General features: G+C 44.5%; 17 protein-coding genes. 5 read left to right on the top strand and 12 right to left on the bottom strand.

Annotation, left to right across the window (positions count from 1 at the left end; all coding sequences use genetic code 11):
* Nucleotides 1–9: 9 nt before the first annotated feature.
* From ACJA3J_RS07200 to ACJA3J_RS07190, 3 genes are read right to left on the bottom strand one after another with little or no spacing between them, the layout of a single operon-like run.
* On the bottom strand, nt 10–1,188 hold the full coding sequence (locus ACJA3J_RS07200; RefSeq protein ID WP_406945870.1) for a type III PLP-dependent enzyme: 1,179 nt from the start codon (nt 1,186–1,188) through the stop codon (nt 10–12).
* 21 nt (nt 1,189–1,209) lie between these two features.
* On the bottom strand, nt 1,210–3,141 hold the full coding sequence (locus tag ACJA3J_RS07195) for an IucA/IucC family protein (RefSeq protein WP_406945869.1): 1,932 nt from the start codon (nt 3,139–3,141) through the stop codon (nt 1,210–1,212).
* Nucleotides 3,122–4,954 (bottom strand): IucA/IucC family protein, encoded by a 1,833-nt coding sequence (locus ACJA3J_RS07190; RefSeq protein ID WP_406945868.1) that lies wholly within the window; start codon nt 4,952–4,954, stop codon nt 3,122–3,124. The genes ACJA3J_RS07195 and ACJA3J_RS07190 overlap by 20 nt, the downstream gene beginning before the upstream one ends.
* A 212-nt stretch (nt 4,955–5,166) precedes the next feature.
* Here ACJA3J_RS07190 and ACJA3J_RS07185 point away from each other — a divergent pair, with 212 nt between their 5' ends.
* Nucleotides 5,167–5,910 carry an IucA/IucC family C-terminal-domain containing protein gene (locus ACJA3J_RS07185; protein WP_406945867.1) on the top strand — a complete coding sequence of 248 codons (744 nt, stop codon included), beginning with the start codon at nt 5,167–5,169 and terminating at the stop codon, nt 5,908–5,910.
* A 166-nt stretch (nt 5,911–6,076) separates the two neighbouring features.
* Here ACJA3J_RS07185 and ACJA3J_RS07180 read toward each other — a convergent pair whose 3' ends face one another.
* From ACJA3J_RS07180 to ACJA3J_RS07165, 4 genes are all read right to left on the bottom strand, one after another.
* Nucleotides 6,077–7,222 carry a mannitol-1-phosphate 5-dehydrogenase gene (locus tag ACJA3J_RS07180; RefSeq protein WP_406945866.1) on the bottom strand — a complete coding sequence of 382 codons (1,146 nt, stop codon included), beginning with the start codon at nt 7,220–7,222 and terminating at the stop codon, nt 6,077–6,079.
* 1 nt (nt 7,223) lies between these two features.
* On the bottom strand, nt 7,224–7,661 hold the full coding sequence (locus tag ACJA3J_RS07175; RefSeq protein ID WP_115893982.1) for a PTS sugar transporter subunit IIA: 438 nt from the start codon (nt 7,659–7,661) through the stop codon (nt 7,224–7,226).
* 13 nt (nt 7,662–7,674) lie between these two features.
* Nucleotides 7,675–9,768 carry a BglG family transcription antiterminator gene (locus ACJA3J_RS07170; RefSeq protein ID WP_406945865.1) on the bottom strand — a complete coding sequence of 698 codons (2,094 nt, stop codon included), beginning with the start codon at nt 9,766–9,768 and terminating at the stop codon, nt 7,675–7,677.
* A 531-nt stretch (nt 9,769–10,299) separates the two neighbouring features.
* A complete protein-coding gene (locus tag ACJA3J_RS07165; protein WP_406945864.1) occupies nt 10,300–11,778 on the bottom strand; it encodes a PTS mannitol transporter subunit IICB in 1,479 nt (492 codons plus the stop codon).
* A 211-nt stretch (nt 11,779–11,989) separates the two neighbouring features.
* On the opposite strand from ACJA3J_RS07165, the gene ACJA3J_RS07160 reads away from it, so the two are divergent.
* Both ACJA3J_RS07160 and ACJA3J_RS07155 read left to right on the top strand, forming a co-directional pair.
* Complete coding sequence (locus ACJA3J_RS07160) at nt 11,990–13,624, top strand: acetolactate synthase large subunit (protein ID WP_406945863.1); 1,635 nt, start codon at nt 11,990–11,992, stop codon at nt 13,622–13,624.
* 9 nt (nt 13,625–13,633) lie between these two features.
* On the top strand, nt 13,634–15,067 hold the full coding sequence (locus tag ACJA3J_RS07155) for an aldehyde dehydrogenase family protein (RefSeq protein WP_406945862.1): 1,434 nt from the start codon (nt 13,634–13,636) through the stop codon (nt 15,065–15,067).
* 40 nt (nt 15,068–15,107) lie between these two features.
* Here the strand turns inward: ACJA3J_RS07155 and ACJA3J_RS07150 are convergent, their stop codons facing one another.
* The 3 genes from ACJA3J_RS07150 to ACJA3J_RS07140 form a co-directional block, all read right to left on the bottom strand.
* On the bottom strand, nt 15,108–16,418 hold the full coding sequence (locus ACJA3J_RS07150; RefSeq protein WP_406945861.1) for a Glu/Leu/Phe/Val family dehydrogenase: 1,311 nt from the start codon (nt 16,416–16,418) through the stop codon (nt 15,108–15,110).
* Between the two features lie 83 nt (nt 16,419–16,501).
* Complete coding sequence (locus ACJA3J_RS07145; RefSeq protein ID WP_406945860.1) at nt 16,502–17,476, bottom strand: cation diffusion facilitator family transporter; 975 nt, start codon at nt 17,474–17,476, stop codon at nt 16,502–16,504.
* A 183-nt stretch (nt 17,477–17,659) separates the two neighbouring features.
* Entirely contained in the window at nt 17,660–18,286 is a 627-nt protein-coding gene (locus ACJA3J_RS07140) for an FMN-dependent NADH-azoreductase (protein WP_406945859.1), read from the bottom strand.
* Between the two features lie 303 nt (nt 18,287–18,589).
* Between ACJA3J_RS07140 and ACJA3J_RS07135 the strand changes: the two genes are divergently transcribed.
* Nucleotides 18,590–18,775, top strand: a complete 186-nt coding sequence (locus ACJA3J_RS07135; RefSeq protein ID WP_089650817.1) for a YjzC family protein — start codon at nt 18,590–18,592, stop codon at nt 18,773–18,775.
* A 58-nt stretch (nt 18,776–18,833) separates the two neighbouring features.
* On the opposite strand, the gene ACJA3J_RS07130 is transcribed toward ACJA3J_RS07135, so the two are convergent.
* Both ACJA3J_RS07130 and ACJA3J_RS07125 read right to left on the bottom strand, forming a co-directional pair.
* Nucleotides 18,834–19,058, bottom strand: coding sequence for a hypothetical protein (locus ACJA3J_RS07130; RefSeq protein WP_089650816.1), 225 nt, complete (start codon nt 19,056–19,058; stop codon nt 18,834–18,836).
* 112 nt (nt 19,059–19,170) lie between these two features.
* A complete protein-coding gene (locus ACJA3J_RS07125; RefSeq protein WP_406945858.1) occupies nt 19,171–20,145 on the bottom strand; it encodes a phosphotransferase in 975 nt (324 codons plus the stop codon).
* A gap of 263 nt (nt 20,146–20,408) precedes the next feature.
* Here ACJA3J_RS07125 and ACJA3J_RS07120 point away from each other — a divergent pair, with 263 nt between their 5' ends.
* The gene (locus ACJA3J_RS07120; RefSeq protein ID WP_406945857.1) at nt 20,409–21,644 is read left to right on the top strand and encodes a Zn-dependent hydrolase; all 1,236 of its coding nucleotides are present in this window, start codon (nt 20,409–20,411) and stop codon (nt 21,642–21,644) included.
* Nucleotides 21,645–21,655 lie beyond the last annotated feature (11 nt).

Here is a 21,655-nt window from a genome sequence, read left to right as displayed (position 1 = left end):
ATGTGACGGCTATTTCTTTTCATCTAAATAGATAAATTCCGGTTCAGGATGGCTCAAAAATTCATGATGGGATATCGTCCATGCATAAGCACCAGCATAGTCAAAAATCACAACATCTCCAACTCTTAGTTCTTCCACATATTCACTTTTCACAAGGACATCATTAGGCGTACATAACTCTCCGGCAATGGTCACTTCCGCCTTCTTCATCCCTGGCCTTTCGTAAGGAGCACCCCACCCTTCGACCGGATGAATACGGAAAGGATGGCTCATTTTCCAGGCAGCAGGCAGTCTGAGGTGGTGCGACCCTCCTCGGATGAGGGCGAAATGATGATCATGGTTGGCTTTCACATCTAACACCTCGGTCACGTACGAGCCCGCAGCGGCCGTCATGAACCTTCCAAGTTCAAGCACTAAACTCAGCCCGTCCATTTGGGCTTCCAGTTGATGAAGTCCGGAAGCGAACGTGTCCCACTCAAACCCAACGTCCGGGTCCCAATAATTGATGCCGATACCTCCGCCGATATCGACGGTTCGGATCTCCAACCCAAAATGGTTCCGCCAACTTTTGGCTTTTTCCAAGCACATAGCCACAAATTGCACATGAGCTTCAGCATTCAGATTGTTAGACATCGCGTGGAAGTGGAATCCTTGCACACTCACATGATTCATTTGAAGAGCTTTTTTTAAAATCTCCGGCACATCACGTTCATCAACACCGAATTGAGTCGGGACGCCGGACATCATATGATGACTTTCCGGGATATCACGACTCAAATTGACGCGGATCAGTATTGGCGTGACGACATCTTTTTGTTTGGATAGCCATTCGATGCGGTTCAAATCATGGAAGCTTTCAACGTTGATGGCTTCCACTCCTGCATCGATCGCTTCCTCTATTTCGGCTTGCTTTTTTGCGGGAGCCCCAAACAGCACCGGGTTATTATGGGGAACTTTCTTCAACTCCCCACCGGAAGCGACTTCGAATCCATCAACTATCGTGGCGAGAGTTCCTAATATGCGCGGATCAGGATTCGCTTTCACCGCATAAAAAAGCCGGCAAAAATCCGGAAGACTGCTTTTCAATGTATCCACATGCTTCCGTAACTGACCTAAATCATAAACATAAGCACAGATAGGCCCATCATGCTTTCGTTTTTTATTCTCAATATATTGTTCAATTCTCATGGCTACATCCTCACACTTTCTTCAAGCTAAAGGGTTCGGCACTTCCGTGTAAGCGTCCCCTTTACTATTGCTCAGCCTCATTTGGGTCAATGACTTATGCATGACGGTCGGCTGGAATAGAAACGTTCGATCTTCTGCTACTTGGACGGCTAAATCATCCACCAGAGACAATCGATCCAACTCTTCCTTTACCACTCTTTTTACTTCCATCCAAAATGTTTCTTCCAGCAGTCCGGAATATGTGACGAGCTGACGGATGATTTCTCCCAAATGGTTTTGAAAAACGGTGTAATACAACTTGTTATGCACCTGAGAACGATCATTCGTCACACTGACCGAATCAGCGGCGAACTTCGGAGAAATCCCTTGATTCCGAAGACGTTCCGCATAAACCCTTGCTCCTCCCCAGTCCCGGAAAAAGAATCGGGTCAATCGTCCATTCTTGAACACAGGCAGGCTGTTCTGCAGATGCCCCTCCAATGCCACTCCATACTTGACCATCATCGTCATATAACCCGGGAGCACCTTTTGTATATAATGACAGAAAAACTCTTTGGCCGCTTCGGTCCGACTGAGATGGTGTTTCGTCTCATATTCCTGGACAAGCTCATGAAGGATTGTCAAACCACTGATCGGGGATTGCGCGTACAAGCTCATCCCAGCAACCGCCACTTCCCCTTCTTCCAGATGCGGATGAAGAGATTCACGAATTAACATCGTCAAATTACGGCTTTTCAACCGTTCCTCAGATCGGAAAGCGGTCCCTCCCCATTCATTTAAGGGGACAAAGGAATGCAAGTGAGGCTCTCTATCTTTGATTTCCTCCATCATTTTTGAAAAAACGGTGGAGTTCATCGCTGTGTGTGTAGAAATCGAACGGACGGTCGACGTCATCTGGCTGTTCACAGCAAGCTTCAACACAGGCGCTTCTTTCCTTTTAGGAGCTACCGTCCGGAACGAAGAAGTCGCCTCTGCACCCATGGGTCTTGAAGATAAAAGGATTACTTCTTCATCCTCGATTTCCTTTTGATAAATCTCAGGGATCGCATGTTCGAACTGCCAGGGGTGCACAGGTAAAATCGTATACGAATCCTCCACGTATCCACGATCCTTTAACTCCTTTTTCCCTGCCTCAGCGGTTTCTGGAAAACTGGATTCGAACGTTGTTCCAGTGCTCAATACCAATGTCTCCTTAACGGCAGCCAGACGGATGGGAAACGTCTGATGAAATTCCGGGGAGTAACGGAACGTATCTTCATAGGTTAATCCGATTTTCGTCTTAGCCCCAGGATGAAGATGGTGCCCTTCAACGACAAGCTGTTCGAAAAATAAATGGGCGTCCTCCCCTTTTTCCAACACATAATCAATAGATGTTTCCACCTCAAGGTTCGCAGCTTCCGAGCGTACCGCCTGTTTCCATTCCTCATGAAAAGTTAAGGCGAGCGCAAGGTTTGCCGTTCCATTATTCAATTCCAGTACAAATGTGTCCCGATTTGGGTAGTCTTCCTTTTTAAACAAAAGAAACACAAGCTCTGATGCGGAAGATACAGGACGGACGCCTCGCCCTTCAACCAGCAATGGCACATCCACTTCAACAAAGCGGAAAGCCGATCTGTTTAAAACCGGGAATAAGATTTTGTTCCCCTGCTTTTGTACCAGCAAATATGTTCGGTCTTTCTCTAGTGGAGAATCTCCGCCTTCAAAAATGGTTCTACCTAAATATGAATTTTCACCATCCATAGGAATAGCACCGGAATAAAGGTCATCAATATTTTCACGAATAATGGAATTGGCAAGCTTCAACAGGATGCCTTTTCTTGCTTCAGCCCGGCATTCAAAGAAACGTGCAGTATAAGCAGGATAAGCGCTATTCAAGAATTGAAATGCTTGGTCTTCTTCTTTATGCAAACCAGGATTTCGCGCGTTCATACGTTCAGTTAAGGGCAGGATCATTTTGTTTCACCTCTTTTCTTTCAGCAAAAGGATGAGGGATTTCCACATAAAGATTTTCCGTATATTGATCAGACAACCGCATATTCACGAGGGCCTTCATCTTCGTCGGTTTCGTGAGAATCTCCTCTTTATCTAACAGAGCTTCCGTTAGAATTTGTTTATCCTGTTTCATATGTTCATACGTTTCGTGGATCACCTGCTCTACTTTACTCCACATCACTTTCTCACTGACAGCTTTTCGTCTAGCGAGCGCGACGATAATCTCCCCTAAATGATTATGGAAAAGCGCATGGGAGAACACATCCAATAACTCAGACCGATCTTTTGTCAATAAATTCGTGCTTGGATCGATCGGCTGTTGGTCAAAATACTGTTCTAAGCGTTCGTTCATGATCCGGATGCCTCCGTAATCACGGAGAACCGCCTTTTTAGGTTTCCCTTTTTCAAAAATAACGACACAATTCTGGAGATGGGCCTCCATGCTGATGCCATATTTCGTAATCAACGTAAGCACACCGGGCAGTACCGTCTTGGCATAGTCATAGATGAATGCTTCAGGTGAAGGATAGGCTGCCGCCACTTCTTCTACGACCAGCTTTCCTGAAAATGGCGAAGGCGCAAGCAAAGAAGCTGCTGGCAGCGCTACCTCATCCCCTCCTAAATCTTTCTCTGGATTTTCTCTTAAAATCGCCGCCGCATTTTTCTGCAGGAAATTCTGGTTCTCTTCTTGATAGGGCTTATAATGAATACCGACTTCCTCTCCCATGATGGAAAGTGAGCGTGATAGATCCTCATCGCGACAAAAGATCGTTTGCAAGAGTCGGGATAATGTGGGACCGTTTTTAGTCGATGCCGCTGAAACGGTTCGAACCGCGCTCGTCATCTGTACATTGACAGCCGTTTTAATGTGATGCTTGGTCCGATCGTCCAGAGGTGCAAGCGACCGGAAAGAAATCAGTGCGGATGTCGGGATCGTGAATTCATTGACCGGAATTAGTAATTTTTCTTCCAATTCATCCTTATAATATTTTGTGATGTTGTGTTCCCATTGCCATGGATGGATGGGAATAATTTCATAGTCTTCCTCAACTACATCATGAGTTTTACAGACGTGTTGGAATGCTTCTTTAAGCTGCGGGTATTCCTGCAAAAGGATGGACTTCATGCTTTCACCATTTTTTGAAGTCATATGATATCGGTCTTTATGAACAAGCAGTGGCAGTACGCCTGGTTTCCCTTGCCATTCTGGAGCGTACCGGGCGACATCCTCAGGTGTCAGGCCCATTCTTGTTCGACTGCATGGGTGAATGGTATGCCCTTGGATGACCCACTGTTCAAAAAAAGTCAGCGGGCTCTTTTGAGAAGCTGCATAAGAAAACGCATCTTCTGCCAGGTTTCCGATTTGTCTTCTTCTATGCTCCGCTACTGTAAGTGCCAGGGCCAGATTCGTCACACTGTTCAGGATTTCTTTATAAAAATCAGATCGATTATTTCCCGGGAAAAGCAGTTGTAAGCAAGTTTCGGACTTATCGACCAAGGATTGATTTCCCTCTTGATCCACAAACCTTATGTCTCCATCAATATCGATGTGTTGAAATATGTAAAGATTAGAAACAGGTACGTGAAGTTCTCCATCGTTCACTAAAAGAACCAATGTATTTTTACGGTTCCTCCATTCATAGGGAACGACACGCTCCCGAAAAATCGCTTGAATCAGTTGATGTAAAGTAAGAGTATCCGCTTTTTTTACATTTTCTAAAAATGTTGATTCATAACCCGGTAATTTCTTTTTTATTAAATTCATGGCTTCCATTTTGTTCACCTCCGTGGAGGAATGATATTGTATTGTAAATCTGTCTATTCCCTAAAACCTCGAATCATAATCGGACCTACTTGTGTTCATAACCTTAGCTTACTCCCAAGTCCATGTCCATTATGCTTCTTAAGTTGTTGTATGCCTGGTTTTATTTTATAATTGAAAACAGTTATCAGCAAAAATAAAGCTTACAAACGGGAGACATCGATATGAAACGAGTATTCGAACAAATTCAGAACGATCATCGCATCTTTGTTGGTTCTGAGTACAAGGACCGTTCTCATTACAAAGTCGATGATCTCATTCAAAATAAAAAAGCGATGAAAGAATTACTGACGAAACAAAAGGACCAGCTGGATGCCCCGAACTTGGCCATCACTGGTTTGCTATTCGGAAAAATGTATTCCGTTCTCACCATGGGTTTGTTTGAGACGATGATCAGACATGGGGTCGTCATTGATGCAAGTCCTGAAAATATCTGCATTGAACTAAAAGAAAAAAATGCCATGAATTATATCGTAGACGAGAATGCCGTTCACAAAATCTCGGACTTGCCTGAAGAAGAAGTAAAAGAATCTATTCACACGTTCATTACTCAGCACTTGCAACCATTGTTCCAAACCGTCGCACAAGTGTCCAAGTGTAAGACGACACACATGCGTTCCATCGTCTCTCACAACCTCCATCAACGAAAATGCGTCCTTGTGAAAGACCAGGCAGATGAATGGGCAGAGACCGTCTTCCGCTGGTTCACCACACATGAACTGTTCAAGGAAAACAAGCGAAACCCGCTGCATTTCAAATTCCGCTTTTACCAGGCGGACAACGGAAAAGAAACCTATGTCAGACGTCACTGCTGTATGAAATACATGCTTCATGACGCAGACAAAGCCAAATGCTGCCCCACCTGCCCTCTCATCCCCGACGAAGAGCGCGACGACCGCATCAAATAAAGCCCGAGCTTATCAGAAAAGCTCAGGGCTGCTTTTTTGTGTATAGATGGAATAATTTGTATGACCTGGTACACCAACATTTCCCATATCAACTACTTATTCAGAAACAAGCCATTAGTAGATAAAAAAAGATCCCCACAGGATTTCCTGTGGGGAGTTTGGTTCGTTAGTTCATCTCTTTATACTTTTGTTCTACTAATTGGACTAAGCGGTGATTAGCATTTAGTTCGGAGATATCCTTAAAAGCAGCTGTAGGGCCATGGTCTAAGACTTTCTCCTGCAGCTCTTTCGCTTCAGAGTCTGCTTCATTTTTATAACTTAATGCAGCTGCAATCACTTCTACTAAATAATGCGGATCCTCTTCTACCCGTTCTAAATATTCGACAGCTGGACGTACAAGACGGTCTTTCGGTCCAAGCTTACGGATCGGGCCACGTCCTACACGTGTAACTTCATCCGACAAGTCCGGGTTCAAGAAACGGTTGATGATCTTGTCCACATAGCCTTCATGCTGCACCTTGTCAAATCCATACTTTTCTATGAGCACAGCACCTGTTTCCTTCAACGCGCCTTCCACTTTCTCCTTAACTATAGGGTCATCCATCGCTTCTTTGATTGTGGAATGTCCATAATAGCTTCCAAGATATGCAGTCGCTGCGTGACCTGTATTGACCGTGAACAACTTTCGTTCAATATACGGAGTAAGATCCTCTACATAGGTGATTCCTTCCACTTCCGGCTGCACCCCTTTGATGGCAGGCGTTTCTACTACCCATTCATAATAAGGTTCAACTTTAACGGTCAAAGGATCTTCATTGTGCTGGTCGGGGACTATCCTGTCCACGGCTGCATTTGGAAATCCGATCAAGTCTACCAATCGCTCATGCAAGGACTCATCCATGTTTTCAAGCACATGCTGTTTCAACGCTTCGGATCCGCCGATCATGTTTTCACAAGCGATGACATTCAAAGGTCCCGCTTGTTCCTTCATGCGCTTTTCTAATCCTTCTGCAAGAAGCTTTGAAATGACAGGAAGGATACTAGGTCCAACGGCGGTCGTGACAAGATCCGCATGAACGAGCGCGTCCACCACCTCATGTGGCTGTTTCATACTATTCAACCCACTGACATTCTTAACCTCAATTGTAGAATCGGCGCCAGCCAATTCCACATGGTACTGATTGCGTTCATTCAATAGATCAATCAACGCTTCATTCACATCAACAAAAACTGTCTCATAGCCGGACTGATCGAGAAGCGCGCCAATAAAACCCCGCCCTATATTTCCTGCTCCGAAATGAACAGCTCTCATCTTACTCCACCTCGCTGAACGTTTGAAGAACTTCTTCTTTCGTTTCCGCTGCAATCAACTTTTCAACATTCTCCTCTTCAGAACAAACGATAGCGATTTGAGAAAGGATTTCCAAATGCTCATCCCCTTTACCAGCAATTCCGATCAGAAGCTTGACGATATTGCCACCTCCGAAATCGACGCCTTCCGGTACAGTGACGACAGAAATTCCTGTTTCGTTAACAGACTTTTTCGCATCCTCTGTCCCGTGAGGAATGGCTACGAAGTTCCCCATGAATGTAGAAGTGATTTCTTCACGCTTCAGCATTTCTTCAATGTATGCTCCATCCACATACCCTTGTTCGTTCAAAATTCCACCAACATAGCGGATCGCTTCTTCTTTCGTTGCTAGACTTTTGTTCAGTTCGATGTTTTCCTTTTTCAAAATGTTTGTAGACATTATAAAAACTCCCTTATCCTTTAGATTTTAAAAATATATAAAGTTTGTTCGCTAAATAATGAAGGATGTTATCTTCATTTTCTGATTCTAAGATCGACGTGCATTCTTCATCTTCTATAATGAGAGAACTAATGAAGCTCAACGTTTCCAGCCCTTCTTGACTCGGCGCTTCAGGTGCGAGCATGAGCAGCATCGTTTTGATGTCCATCTCCTCGCCATCCATTCCCTCAACCTTCAAGGGATCATCCAAAATATGAACAGAAAAGGAAGGTTGGTCGATGGAAGAACTTCTCGCATGATAAAGCGCAAGACTTGTCTCTGGAATCCCTAGTCCTCCGATTTTTTCCCGTTCCAGCAAATGGCCAACGATGTCGTCCACTTCAGAAACAGCCCCGGCCTCTTTCAAATGGTGAACCGCCTGATCCAGTGCACCATCCACATGAGTAGCTTTTATATTCGTCACATGCAGGTGGTCGAGAACCTTACTAATGTTACGGGCATAGCATTCATAAGCCCCGATTTTCTCTTGAATGGCTTGGAACGACTTTTCATCTTCATCCTTCGGTTCCGTAACCGGCTTCTTCATCTGCTTCGTCACACGTACCCTTCTGATCGCATGCTCGATTTTGTGAATATCCTTTTGAGGTAACACAGGACTCACTTGGACGTATGCCTCTACATCAACAAGACGAATGGTTGATACGATCAAGTCGTATTGCGAAATATCCATTCCCTTAAGATCAAACAGAGAATGATGTTCAATCTGTTCAATTTCGTTGAACTTCTTCTTCAGTTTGGCAGCCAGAATTTTGGCCGTGCCGATTCCACTGGAACAGACGACAAGGACATTGATTCCAGCCACACCTTCCATGTTCAGAAGCGCAGATGCAAAATGCATCACGATAAAAGCGGTTTCTTCACGGGGAAAATGCAATCCTGGAAATACTTCCTGAAGCGACTTTTCCACTTCTTCGAACAAAACAGGATAATCTTCTTCCATTTGATCAGTAAATGAGTTTTCGATATCCATGTTATGCTGTAAACGGTAAACACTTGGTTTCAAGTGAACGACAAGGTCATTCAATAAACGGTCATACTCGTTGAAGTCCATCCCTACACGCCGGGAGACTTTTGCGATCAGCTGTTTCGCTTTAAACGCAATGCTCATACTTGATTCTTCGAGCAAAGAATCACGATTGTACCTCGCCTTCGCCCCCATTAAATGCATCGTAATATGCCCTGTTTCAGCTTCTGGTATAGAGAGTTGAAACGCACCTGCTAATTGTTCGATCAAATCCTCTGCAAAAGAATACTCTTTCGTAGCACGGAGCTTTTCCAACTGTGTTTCATCAATATGAATCTTTTCCCCTTGCTGCATGCGTTCAATCGCTAAAGCAAGGTGCACGACCAACGCAATGTAAGCACTATCCGCCAGAGGATACGATAAATCCTTCCGCAACTCATCGACGTGATGTTCAATAAGTGCAAGAGTTTCTTTATTAACGATGTCCAGCAGCTGTCCGGATAAAGAATCTTCAACCACTTGATTCCCCTCCTGGATGTTCTGCCTCACCATTGTGAAAAAATCAAGCTCATTCATATGGGTCATAATTAATTGACTAATGGCTTCTCGTATGCCCGATTCTTCTCCGACTACTTCGACGCCATAGCCTCTTTTTCTAACAAGTTTCAACTGAAAGTCCTTGAGGTGATCTTCAATTTTATCGAGGTCATGACTGATCGTTGCTACCGTGACACCAAGATCATTCGCAATCGCCACCAGCTTGACAGGTTCACGAGTTTCCAAAAGCTTAGATAAAATCAAAACGTGCCGTTCTTCCGGCGTATAATCCACCGAGGCCTGCTGACTTAACTCCATCTTGAGCGTTTTCTTCTGATTCACGAGCCCTTTTACCAAAAGGACGCCCCCGGATTCTTTCTCAAGCGACAATTCCCTTTCGGCCAGGATATTTTCAATCCCTTTCAAATCCCGATGCACCGTTCTTGTGCTGATATCTAGCTCTTTGGCCAATTGTTTCACCGTCACTTGATCATCCTGACCAAGCAGGCGATCTAAGATCTTCCTTTCACGACCTGTCACATACATTCATGATCCACCTCCTTCAAGGACAAGATTTAATAACTATTGTTTCTATATTTCCATGATAGGTTTCATCGTAAGGGTTTTCAATGATTAGAAAAGTCATCTTCGTCACACCACCTGCGACAAAATTTAATAAGCTATGCTTCATTAAATTTTGTAAGTGATCAACGTCTTAGGAACATATATCAGTGGGTTTTGAACATTTATCAATGACTTTTAGACTTTTATCAGTGTCTTTCAATCATTTATCGGCGTCTTTTAAACTTTTATCAGTATATTCCTGGACACCTATTAGCGGTTTCAGTATTTTTATTAGCACCTTTTGAACATTTATTAGAGACTTTTAAGCTTTTATTATCATCTTCGAAATGTTTCCCAACCCTCTATATTTTCCTTGCTCTTTCAATTGCACCGCAGGAAAGGTCTCATCTGCTCAAGCTCCCACAACTAACTGCAAAAGTCTCGAAACTAGTCTAGAGGGGCCATATTCAGAAAAACAAAGGCCTGATCGGAGTGATCAGGCCTCTAATGGACTTATTCAGATTTAAGTTCATTTACGAGTTCATCATACTTCGGACTGTTCAAGAAATTATCAACAGAGATGTGGTGAGCATTTGGTACTCTTTGTACTGCACGTTCCGTCAAGTCTTTGTGAGTAATGACGATGTCTACGTCACTTGGCAGATCATTGATCGCCATGTTCGTCACATCAATTTGGATTCCTGCTTTCTTGAACTTGTTCTTCAGGAGGGAAGCTCCCATCGCACTGGACCCCATTCCCGCATCACAAGCGAAGATGATTTTATCGACATTACTCCGGTCTACGGATGGAACGACGTCTGTATTCCTTTCTTGAGCGGCATTCTCTTGAGTTTCTTCTTGTTGCTCTTCTTGTTGAGAATTCAACTGTCCAGAAACAGAGCTCTTCTTCCCTTTCATTTCTTCCATTTTAGCTGTAGCTTCATTCAAATCTTCTTCTTCATCGTTCTTACTGAATTTAAGAATCAAGGAAGCGACAATGAATGAGGCCAGTGTCGCAAGAAGAACACCTGCAATTACACCGAGGTGATCACCTCTGGCTGTCAAAGGCATAAGCGCGACAATACTTCCTGGAGAAGGAGTGGCTGTCAAACCGACACCGAAAGCTACGAACGTTGTTGTTCCGGTTACACCACCGGCAATAGCTGCCAAAATCAAGGCAGGTTTAGATAAGATGTAAGGGAAATATATTTCGTGAATACCACCAAAGAAGTGAATGATGGCAGCGCCTGGTGCCGTCTGGCGGGAAATTCCTTTTCCAAAGATACTGAATGCCAAAAGAATTCCTAAACCAGGACCAGGGTTTGTTTCAAGTAAGAATAAAATCGATTTTCCTAATTCCTGTGTCTGATCCACAGCAATCGGACTTAAAATTCCGTGGTTGATCGCATTGTTTAAGAATAAGATTTTCGCTGGTTCTATGAAAATGTTAACAAGCGGCAATAATCCCGCATTCACTAACGCTTCAACAGCAGAACCTAAGATGTTCGTCAGTCCCGACATAATCGGGCCGATCACATAATAGCCGATCATCGCAAGGATTGCTCCAACAATCCCAGCAGAGAAGTTGTTGATAAGCATCTCAAACCCAGACTTGATCTTGCCTTCAAAAAGTTTATCCACCCATTTGATCGCTAGACCGCCTAGGGGGCCAATCAGCATCGCACCCAGGAACATCGGGATGTCCGCTCCGACGATGACACCCATCGTAGCTGTCGCACCTACGACACCTCCGCGAAGTCCGTGGACCAATCGTCCACCTGTAAAACCGATCAGTAATGGCAGCAAGTAGGTGATCATCGGACCGACCATTTCTGCTAAATCTTCATTAGGAATGTATCCATCTGGAATAAATAAAGCCGTTATAATACCCCATGCAATGAAAGCCCCGATGTTCGGCATAATCATTCCGCTCAAAAAGCTTCCGAACCGCTGAACACGAGCTCTTGCACCTGTTTGTTTTTTCTCACTCATGAGATTTCCTCCTCGTCTCGTTTGTTCTCTTTTTCTGTACTTTCATGATAAAGCGGTTACAACCCTATTCTCAAGACAATCTAAATGCAGCTTTGTCAAACGGAATGTGACAAATCTAAAATATGCTCTTGATCCCTTGCTAAATAGAAATCCTTTTGCTCATAAGTTGACTCGTCATAACGCAAAATAAGAACGACAAGGAGGAAAAGACATGAACGTTGCGCAACTATTGATCAAATGCTTAGAAAATGAAGGCGTCGAATATATTTTCGGTGTCCCAGGGGAAGAAAACATCGACGTAATGGATGCCCTTCTGGACTCTTCCATCGAATTCATTACGACTCGTCACGAAACAAGTGCTGCTTTTATGGCCGGCACCTACGGAAGGTTGACGGGTAAACCTGGTGTCTGCCTGGCCACACTCGGACCAGGAGCGACCAACCTTTTGACCGGTGTAGCCAATGCGAATATGGACCACTGCCCACTGATCGCGATTACGGGGCAGGCGGGATTGAACCGCCAACATAAAATTTCCCACCAGTACTATGATCTCGTTGACATTTACGCCCCTGTAACGAAATGGAATGCACAAATCAAAACAGGGGAGATTGTTCCTGAAGTCGTAAGAAAAGCGTATCAATTAGCGATGCAGGAAAAACCGGGAGCGACTCATATTGATTTGCCTGAGGATGTGGCGAGCATGGAAGTGACCGCCCAACCACTCCCGATCACCGGCCATTCTCTCCCACAAGCCGACGAAAAAGTCATCCAGGAAGCAGTGGATTTGCTTTCCAAGGCAGAGAAGCCTCTGATTTTAGCAGGGAACGGAATTACTCGTGAGCAAGCAACAGGTGAACTTCAAGCGTTAGCAGAAAAAGCGGACATCCCTGTCGTTCACTCGTTTATGGGGAAAGGCGCTCTGTCCTGGAAGCATGAACTCAGCCTCCTCACGGCAGGTTTGAGTGGGAAAGATCATATTACATGTGGATTCCAACAGTCTGACTTGATCATCCCGATCGGTTTCGATATGGCCGAGACGCCACCTCAAAACTGGAACCCGACCGGAGAGACACCCATTTTGCATATCGATACAGAAGAAGCTGAAATTGACGCTTATTACCCGGTCGCCTTGAACGTGGTCGGGAATATCAAAGAGAACTTGAAACAATTAATAGAAGCGCTGCCGGCAAAAGAAAGAAACCTCGGCTGGGCCTCATCCATCCGGAAAAATATCCTCGATGAGTATGCGCAATATCAACAGGATGAGGCCTTCCCACTTAAACCGCAAAAAATCATTGCGGACTTGCGAAATGCCATGGGAGAGGAAGACATCGTTATTTCCGATGTCGGAGCCCACAAAATGTGGATGGCCCGCATGTACCATACATCCAAGCCGAACACCTGCCTCATCTCGAACGGTCTTGCTTCCATGGGAGTAGCGGTTCCGGGTGCGATTGCAGCTAAAATGGCCGCACCAGACCGTAACGTTGTCGCTGTCTGCGGGGATGGATCTTTTCTAATGACTGGGGCAGAGCTCGAAACCGCGGTCAGACTGAACCTCCCGATCATCATTCTCCTTTGGAGGGATGATGGCTACGGGTTAATTGAATGGCATCAGATGAAAAAATTCGAGCGTCCATCCTACATTGAATTCGGCAATCCGGACTTTATCAAATTGGCCCAGTCTTTCGGCATGGAAGCTTTCCGTGTTGATCAATCGACAGACCTGCAAAAAGCACTGGACAAGGCGATTTCCATGAACAAACCTGTGTTGATCGACTGCCCTGTCGATTACAGCGAAAACATGAAGCTAACGGAAAAACTAAAAAATATTACATGCGAATGAGGTGAACACATGAAAATCGGCTCCATTATCAATGGTGAAGAATATCTGGAAGAAACAAGGGAAACCATTACGGTAAAAAACCCTTACAACGAGGAAATGGTTGCTGAGCTGGCCTTAGCTAAAGAAGATGATTTAAATAGAGCCATCGATATTAGTTACGACACTTTTCATCAGACGATGAAGAAAATGCCGGCGCATGACCGGGCAGATATTCTTTTAAAAGCATCGAAACTTTTAGAGGAACGTAAGGATGAGTTCGCTGAAACTATCACCAAAGAAGCCGGGAAACCCCTTCAATTCAGCCAGGGTGAAGTGCAGCGTTCGGTCCAAGTCCTGCGCTTTGCGGCAGAAGAAGCGAAGCACATTGAAGGGAAAGTCATTCCGATGGATGCAGCGATTGGCGGGGAAAACCGGATTGGATTCACAAAGCGCGTGCCGCTCGGGGTTGTGGCAGCGATCACACCTTTCAATTTCCCTTTAAATTTAACGCTGCATAAAGTGGCTCCTGCCATTGCCGCGGGTAACACGATCGTATTGAAACCAGCGGAAAAAACACCGGTTTCCGCCTACAAACTTGTCCAGCTTCTTCATGAGTCCGGACTCCCAAAAGGCGCCCTTAACTTTCTGCTTGGAACAGGAAAAGAAATTGGAGACCCTCTTGTGAAACACGATAAAATTCATAAGGTCACGTTCACAGGAAGCCTGCCTGTCGGGCGAACGATCCGTGAAAATGCTGGATTTAAAAAAGTGACACTTGAACTCGGCTCAAACAGTCCTAACATTCTTTTTGAAGATGCAGACCTGGACTATGCGGTTTCGAGTTTAGTCAAAGGCGCTTTTGCTTTTTCAGGACAGGTCTGTATATCGGCCCAGCGTATCTATGTGCATCAGAATATCTATGATCGTTTTTTAAAAGCGTTTATTGAGAAAACAGAAGCACTGAAGATTGGTGATCCGATGAGCGAGGAAACGGAGTTCGGACCGATGATCAATGAAGATGAAGCGAAACGCGCAAAGATGTGGATTGATGATGCGGTTGACAATGGCGCGAAATTGGAAACTGGTGGTGAGCGGAATGGGACGTTATTAAAACCGACCATCATGACAAACGTCAAAAGCGACATGAAAATTATTGCAGAAGAAGTGTTCGCCCCCATCGTTTCTGTTATTCCATTCTCATCAGAAAACCAGGTCGTCCATCAGTCCAATGACTCCATATATGGACTTCAGGCCGGCATTTTCACAAGAGATATTGATCGAGCATTTCGAGTCGCTGATCAACTCGAAATGGGTGGGGTTTGGATCAATGAAATGTCCACCTACCGTCAAGACAACCATCCATATGGTGGTGTGAAAAAGAGTGGCATCGGACGGGAAGGCGTCCAATATGCACTTGAGGATATGACAGAATTGAAGTTTTATGGCATAAGGCTGAACGGGTAAAACAAAAGCTGCTGTCCGACAATCTGGACAGCAGCTTTTGTTATGAATCAAGCTCTTTTTCTCCGATCCAACCACGAGCATCCATCGCTTTGACGAGATGGCTGATGCCGACCATATACGCCGCATCGCGCATCCGACATCCTTTTTCTTCTTTCATCTGAATGACCTTTTCAAATCCTGAAAGCATTTTTTCTTCCAATTGTTTATTGATTTCATCGACTTTCCAGTAGTAATTCATATTGTTCTGAACCCATTCAAAGTACGAAACCGTCACACTGCCAGCATTGCAGAGAATGTCAGGGATGACGAAAATCCCTTTTTCCTCAAGGATTTGATCACCTGCCGGGGTCGTTGGTCCATTCGCCGCTTCGGCAAGGATTTTCGCTTGAATCGTCGGGGCTGTTTCTTTTGTCACCTGATTTTCAATTGCAGCCGGGATGAGAATGTCAACAGGAAGGCTGAACATCTTTTCGTTCGTGATCGGTTCTGCTTTTTCATAGGAAGAAGCATAATTTTCTCCTTTGTTTGTGAAGGCTAGCAAATCCGGAATATCTAGGCCACCTTCTTTATAGATGCCGCCTTTGGCGTCCGTGACCGCTACGATTTTTACACCAAGTTCGTGCAAAAATTTAGCCGTCATGCTCCCTACATTTCCGAAGCCTTGTATAGCTGCCGTGGCCTCTGTCATCTCGATCCCGAGCACTTTACAAGCTTCACGGATTGTGAATACAACCCCACGCCCCGTCGCTTGCAGGCGTCCAAGCGAACCGCCTAGAACAACAGGCTTGCCTGTCAGCATGCCGGGGATATTATATCCACGAAGCTGATCGAACTCATCGATCATCCACCCCATGACTTTCGGATTTGTATTTACGTCCGGGGCCGGGATGTCTTTCTGAGGTCCGATGATTGGTGTGATTTTCTTGATGTAGTTTCGGCTCAGAAGCTCAAGCTCACTCTCAGATAATTGATCAGGATCAACAATCACTCCGCCTTTACCTCCCCCTAAAGGAAGATCGATAATCGCTGACTTCAAAGACATCCAGATGGATAGTGCCTTCACTTCATCTAGATTAACATCCGGATGAAAGCGGATCCCACCCTTTGTCGGTCCGAGGATATCCATATGCTGAGACCGGTATCCCGTAAAATTTTCAATCCGCCCATCATCCATCCTTACCGGAATGGAAACTTCAAACACCCGCATCGGTTTCTTAAGAAGATGATAAATGTTTTCGTGAAGGCCAAGCCTCTCCACAGATTCTTTCAGTAACCCTTTCACAATCTCATAAGGATTATGCCCATGCGTCATAATATCCGACTCCACCTTATCGTACCTTTCCTTACCCATACTCCCACCTCATCCTTCCATATTTTTCTACACCACGTCATACATTTTCTTCCAGACCAGGTCATACAGTAATTTCCAAATGATTACACTTCATTCTTTCCTGGATCCCACGATAATTGGTCATCATCTTTATCTGATTCAATGATGACTTCTGTTACACCGCGCTGGTTAAGGATTTTCTTCTCAATTCCATCGAGCACGTGGTCGATCGTTTCTATGGACATTTCCGGATCGAACTCCAATTTCAATTCCACATGCAGCTCTTCTCCCTCTTTCATAACCATCAGTTTTTTGATATCCCGCACTTCAGGGTGCTCAAAAACAAATTCACCAATTTTCTTTTCCATTTCTTCATCCGCTACCCCTAACACACCAGCTGCATTGTCTAAGAAAATACGACCGACAACATAAAACAGCATCACACCGATGATGACGGAAGCATATCCTTCAGCTGTATGAAAAGGCGTATAGGTGGCAATGAGGATGGAAATCATCGCAATGAGTGCACCTGCGGTCGCGACCATATCTTCAAGGAAAACCAGCTTTGTTGCCGGTTTTGCCCCTCCGAGATTTGCGAGGCTCACTTTTACAACCTCCATCCCTTTGACATTCTCCTGACCGATATCTTTGACAACTTCTTTCATTGCTTTATACAACACAAAAGACTCAAGAATCGCAGCAACCCCAAGTACCGTCAAGTTCAGCCAGAGCCAGGAACCTGCTTCTGGTGGATGAAGGATATGATGGATCCCTTCTTTGATCGTTTCATAAGCCAATATGCCAACGATAATGACAGCACCAAGCAATACAAGGTTTACAAGCCGGGCAAAACCATTCGGAAATTTATCGGTCGGTGCTTTTTTACTAAGGGCTGAACCAATGAACACAAAGAATTGGTTGGCCATGTCACCAATGCTGTGCATCATTTCCGCAAACATCGCCACATTCCCAGTAATGAAGTAAGCAATGCCTTTAATCAATGAAATCGTGGCGTTTATGATGCTTGCCCACAATGCCGGTTTATTACCTTTCTTCAACAAGACGAATAACTCTCTCATCCCTTACCCCTTTCCGTCCCCAGCTTCTCCCCATAGTTTCCCAAGACCAAGCGGAAATCATTCCATAAAATGTCTGACCAGGTCTTACATATTCTTCCGTACCAGGTCATACACTTTCTTCCATCTAAATCCGAACACAAAAAAAGCACCCCATTGGGATGCTTTTTTGTTCTTTGAGATGAATTAGAATGCCGCAGCTGCAGATGCAGCTTCTTCAAGTCCATTTTCGATAATTTTTTCTGCGCGATCAGGGAACTGGTTATGACCTTCGACCACGAGAGTCGTAATATCTTCGATTCCCCAGAATTGCAGGATGTTTTCTACATAATTAACGGCCATCTCTGCGGATTTCGCAGGATCTTCAGAGTAAACGCCGCCACGGGCATTCAAAATGGCTACCTTCTTATCAGGAAGCAAGCCGACAGGTCCTTCTTCTGTATAGCGGAACGTTTGGCCAGCCTGAGCCAGGTAGTCGAAATACGTATGCAGAACTGCTGGAATGGTGAAATTCCATAGCGGGAATGCAAATACGACTTTGTCTGCAGCAAGGAACTGATCCAAGTATGCTGTTACTGTATTCGTCGCTTGGATTTCAGCTTGAGTAAGTTCCATACCTTTAGAAAGCTTAAACATGCCATTGATTTTGTCATTGTCATAATAATCCAGGTTTTCCTCAAACAAGTCGAGCTCTTCTATCTCGTGATCCGGGTGGACCTTTTTATAGTTATCCAAGAAAGTGTGGTAAAGTTTGACGCTCACAGACTGCTCCATCGGTCTGGAATTTGCTTTTACGAAAAGTACTTTTGTCATCGTGTGAACCTCCATTTATATAAATTAGTTGTTGTAGCAACCATAGATTATAAAAATAAGCCTAATGATAGCTGTTCGGACGTAGGATTGGTTTTATGTCCGTAATTCAAGATGTTGCTACACAAACTATTCAACGTTGTATATATTAATAACTTATCTTCTACTTGTCAAACTACAAGTCTTAGAAAATGGAAACTCCTTCAAATGTAACATTTTTACAAAAAAGGGTTTTCACTTTGGCGTATGCGGTTATATAGCTTATGTGCGCACAACTAAAACAAATTCGAAAGGATGTTTTTCTCAATGGCTGATCGTTACAAAACAGGTGAACAAGCTCCAGAAGCAGGCACTTACGAATTTGATGGTTTAGTGGATGGTCGTAAAAACGACAATGTGACAGAGGATGAGAAACATATCGAGTTGAGCAATGGCGATACGTTCCCACCTCTACGTTCCAGTAAAGAAGCTGCATACTGGAAAAAAGCATAATCATACGCACGTCAACACATAGAAAAGTCCTGGACATCCCCCTGCCCAGGACTTTTCGTCATTTTTTCTTTCCATTAATCACCTTAAATACGGGTGCTTGTTTTTCATCAGGCTGGCGTTCAAATGACGTGATCGTCGCCCCAATCCCGATCGTAAGTGAACCATCTGTCTCCACACGGAACAACGTGCCGGGCTCTTTGACGCGGATGGATTGGACATTGTGTCTGGCAAACACCTGCTGCAAGTCACCAATCAGTTCATCTTTTCCATATGTGAAACCCATTTTGTCACTCCCTATGTGATCCTCTATTACTAGTAGGATATGTAAAAAGAGAGACAAACATGCCCAAGAATTGTGCGAACCTTTTAAAGGCGCTATCCTTTGGATCGATCACTTATAGAACTGTACCATAACGCGTTTGATATAATTCCAGAGCGTGAAGATGTGTGACTTTCGCTCTATGTTGCGTTCTCTCCTTCACATCAGGGAATTCCTCTGCTTCTACATAATCGGCAAGCACATCAATGATGCCATCTAATAATTTCGCCTTAAAATAAAGTCCCATCCGTTCAAACCGCTCATCTCCTGCAAGTACTCTCACTCTTTCCTCCCACATCGACCATTCCTCCGTATAAACCCAAGGCCAAAGCAGCGATGCATAATCTGCTGCGCCATCTCCAAGAGTAAGGTCATCCCAATCAATCATGCAAAACCCGTCCGCATTCACTAAAATATTTTGCTGGTTCAAGTCATTATGAACAACATCATCAGCTGGACGATCAAAATGAGGGGAATGTAGCACTTCCTCTTCCAACTGATCCGTCACATCATGAAACCAATCAAAGGTTTCCTTTTCTACAAAAGAAAGGATTTCTCTATTGGCATCAATAATTTTCATATCTTCTCTGAACCGACGAATATATGTTCCGACGAAAGCATCTGCGCACCTTTTTTCTGCTGCTCCAAGCATACGTTTAAGCTTTTGATCACCGTGTAACTGAGATACCTTCGAAAAAATTTCATCCGTCCAAGCTTGATTTTCCCATACCTCCCCAGAAAAAAATTCGAACACAAGACCATAAGGGTGATCAGGAATCACCGATTCATGAATGTCCATAACCAACGTTGGTGCTTGATAATGTTCCGTCAAATATTTGTGATGACACGCCCATTGTTGTAACTTCGGTTGATGGTCCCGCTTTGCAAACTTCACATGCAAGTGTTTCTTCTCATCAGAAATTTGATAGGACTGATTAACAAAACCACCTGGATTCCATATGTACTGAATGTCGGTATCATCTATATCCAACCCAAGACCAGCTTTTTGCGCCCAATCTATCAAACGACTTTTCACCCATTTTTGATCCATCCAATCATCCTCCTACGATTATATTCTTTTTTAAACCCATCCCTTCCTGCTGGATCAAAGCTGCTATATCTCAAAAGCACCAGCATCCAACTTTTAGTAGGTCATTCATTCTTTCCGAAAAATGAATGAATGACCTCCACATCCGACATCTTGTACAAAAAACCCCCTCCTGTCCAATCTTCCCCGCCTATGATTTAACGTTTTGTCAATTGTCAGACAATTATGAACTTGATATAGTTAGTAAAACAAGGAGGAGATCCAACTTGAAGATCAATCAAAAAAGATTTCAGGAACACATCGAAACCTTAGCCAAAATTGGGAAGATTGGAGAAACCGGTGTCTGTCGACTCGCTCACTCGAAAGAAGACAGAGAAGCCGTTGATGTTGTACGCCTTTGGATGGAAGAAGCCGGCCTTGATACACATATTGACGGATTCGGGAACTTAGTTGGTCGTGTCGAAGGAAAAGAAAAGGACAAACCGATTCTCATGTTAGGTTCCCATATTGACTCCCAGCCCTATGGCGGTCGTTTTGACGGAACATTAGGTGCTTTAGGTGCCATTGAAGTTGTACATACAATGAAAGAAGAAGGCATCACCCCCAATCGCTCCATAGAGGTGATCTGCTTTGCAGATGAAGAGGGTTCCAGATTCAATAAAGGTGTCTTCGGTGTCCGCGGAATCATTGGTCAATTGGAAGATGGTGAACTCGAACGTAAAGATAAAAATGGGGTGACCCGATTAGAAGCACTTAGAGAATTCGGCGTAGAACCAGATTTGAGTCAAAGTCCTGTCTACAAGCCTGGCGATATTGAAGCCTTTCTTGAGCTTCATATCGAGCAGGGTCCTGTACTCGAGTCGCAAAACAAACCCGTCGGAATCGTATCCGCCATTTCCGGTCCGATCTGGCTTACAGTGACATTGGAAGGGTTTGCGGGACACGCAGGGTCTGTTCCGATGAACTTAAGGCAGGATGCGTTTCTAGGAGCCTCCATCATCACAAAAGAATTCAATGAACTTGTCCTTAAAGAAGGCACGCCGAATACTGTAGGAACGGTCGGCAGTGTCCAGACCTTCCCGAACTCCCGCAACATTATCCCTGAAAAAGTCGAGTTCACGATCGACCTTCGTGATATCGATTTGGATGCCCGCACAAAACTCGAAAAGAAACTCTATGAAATCATTGAACGTACAAGCAGAGAACACAACCTGGAATTCTCCATCAGTGAAGATACACGCAGTGATCCCCGCTACTGTGCCGATTGGATCAAAGACATCATGAAAAAGGAAGACGAACAGCTCGGTTATGACTCCCCAACCTTGATGAGCGGCCCTTTTCACGATGCCTTATTCATGTCCTACATCAGTGATTACGCGATGATTTTCGTCCGGTGTGAAAAAGGGATCAGCCACAACCCGCTGGAATATGCCGAAATGGAAGACATGCAAAAAGGAGTCGAGCTCCTCTACCACACCGCGTTAAAAATCGCTCAGTCCTAAATGGAGGGAGA

The sequence above is a fragment of the Halobacillus sp. SY10 genome (assembly GCF_045401165.1).
In the GTDB taxonomy this organism is placed as follows: domain Bacteria; phylum Bacillota; class Bacilli; order Bacillales; family Halobacillaceae; genus Halobacillus; species Halobacillus aidingensis.
This window is presented reverse-complemented; position numbering and strand designations above follow the sequence as displayed.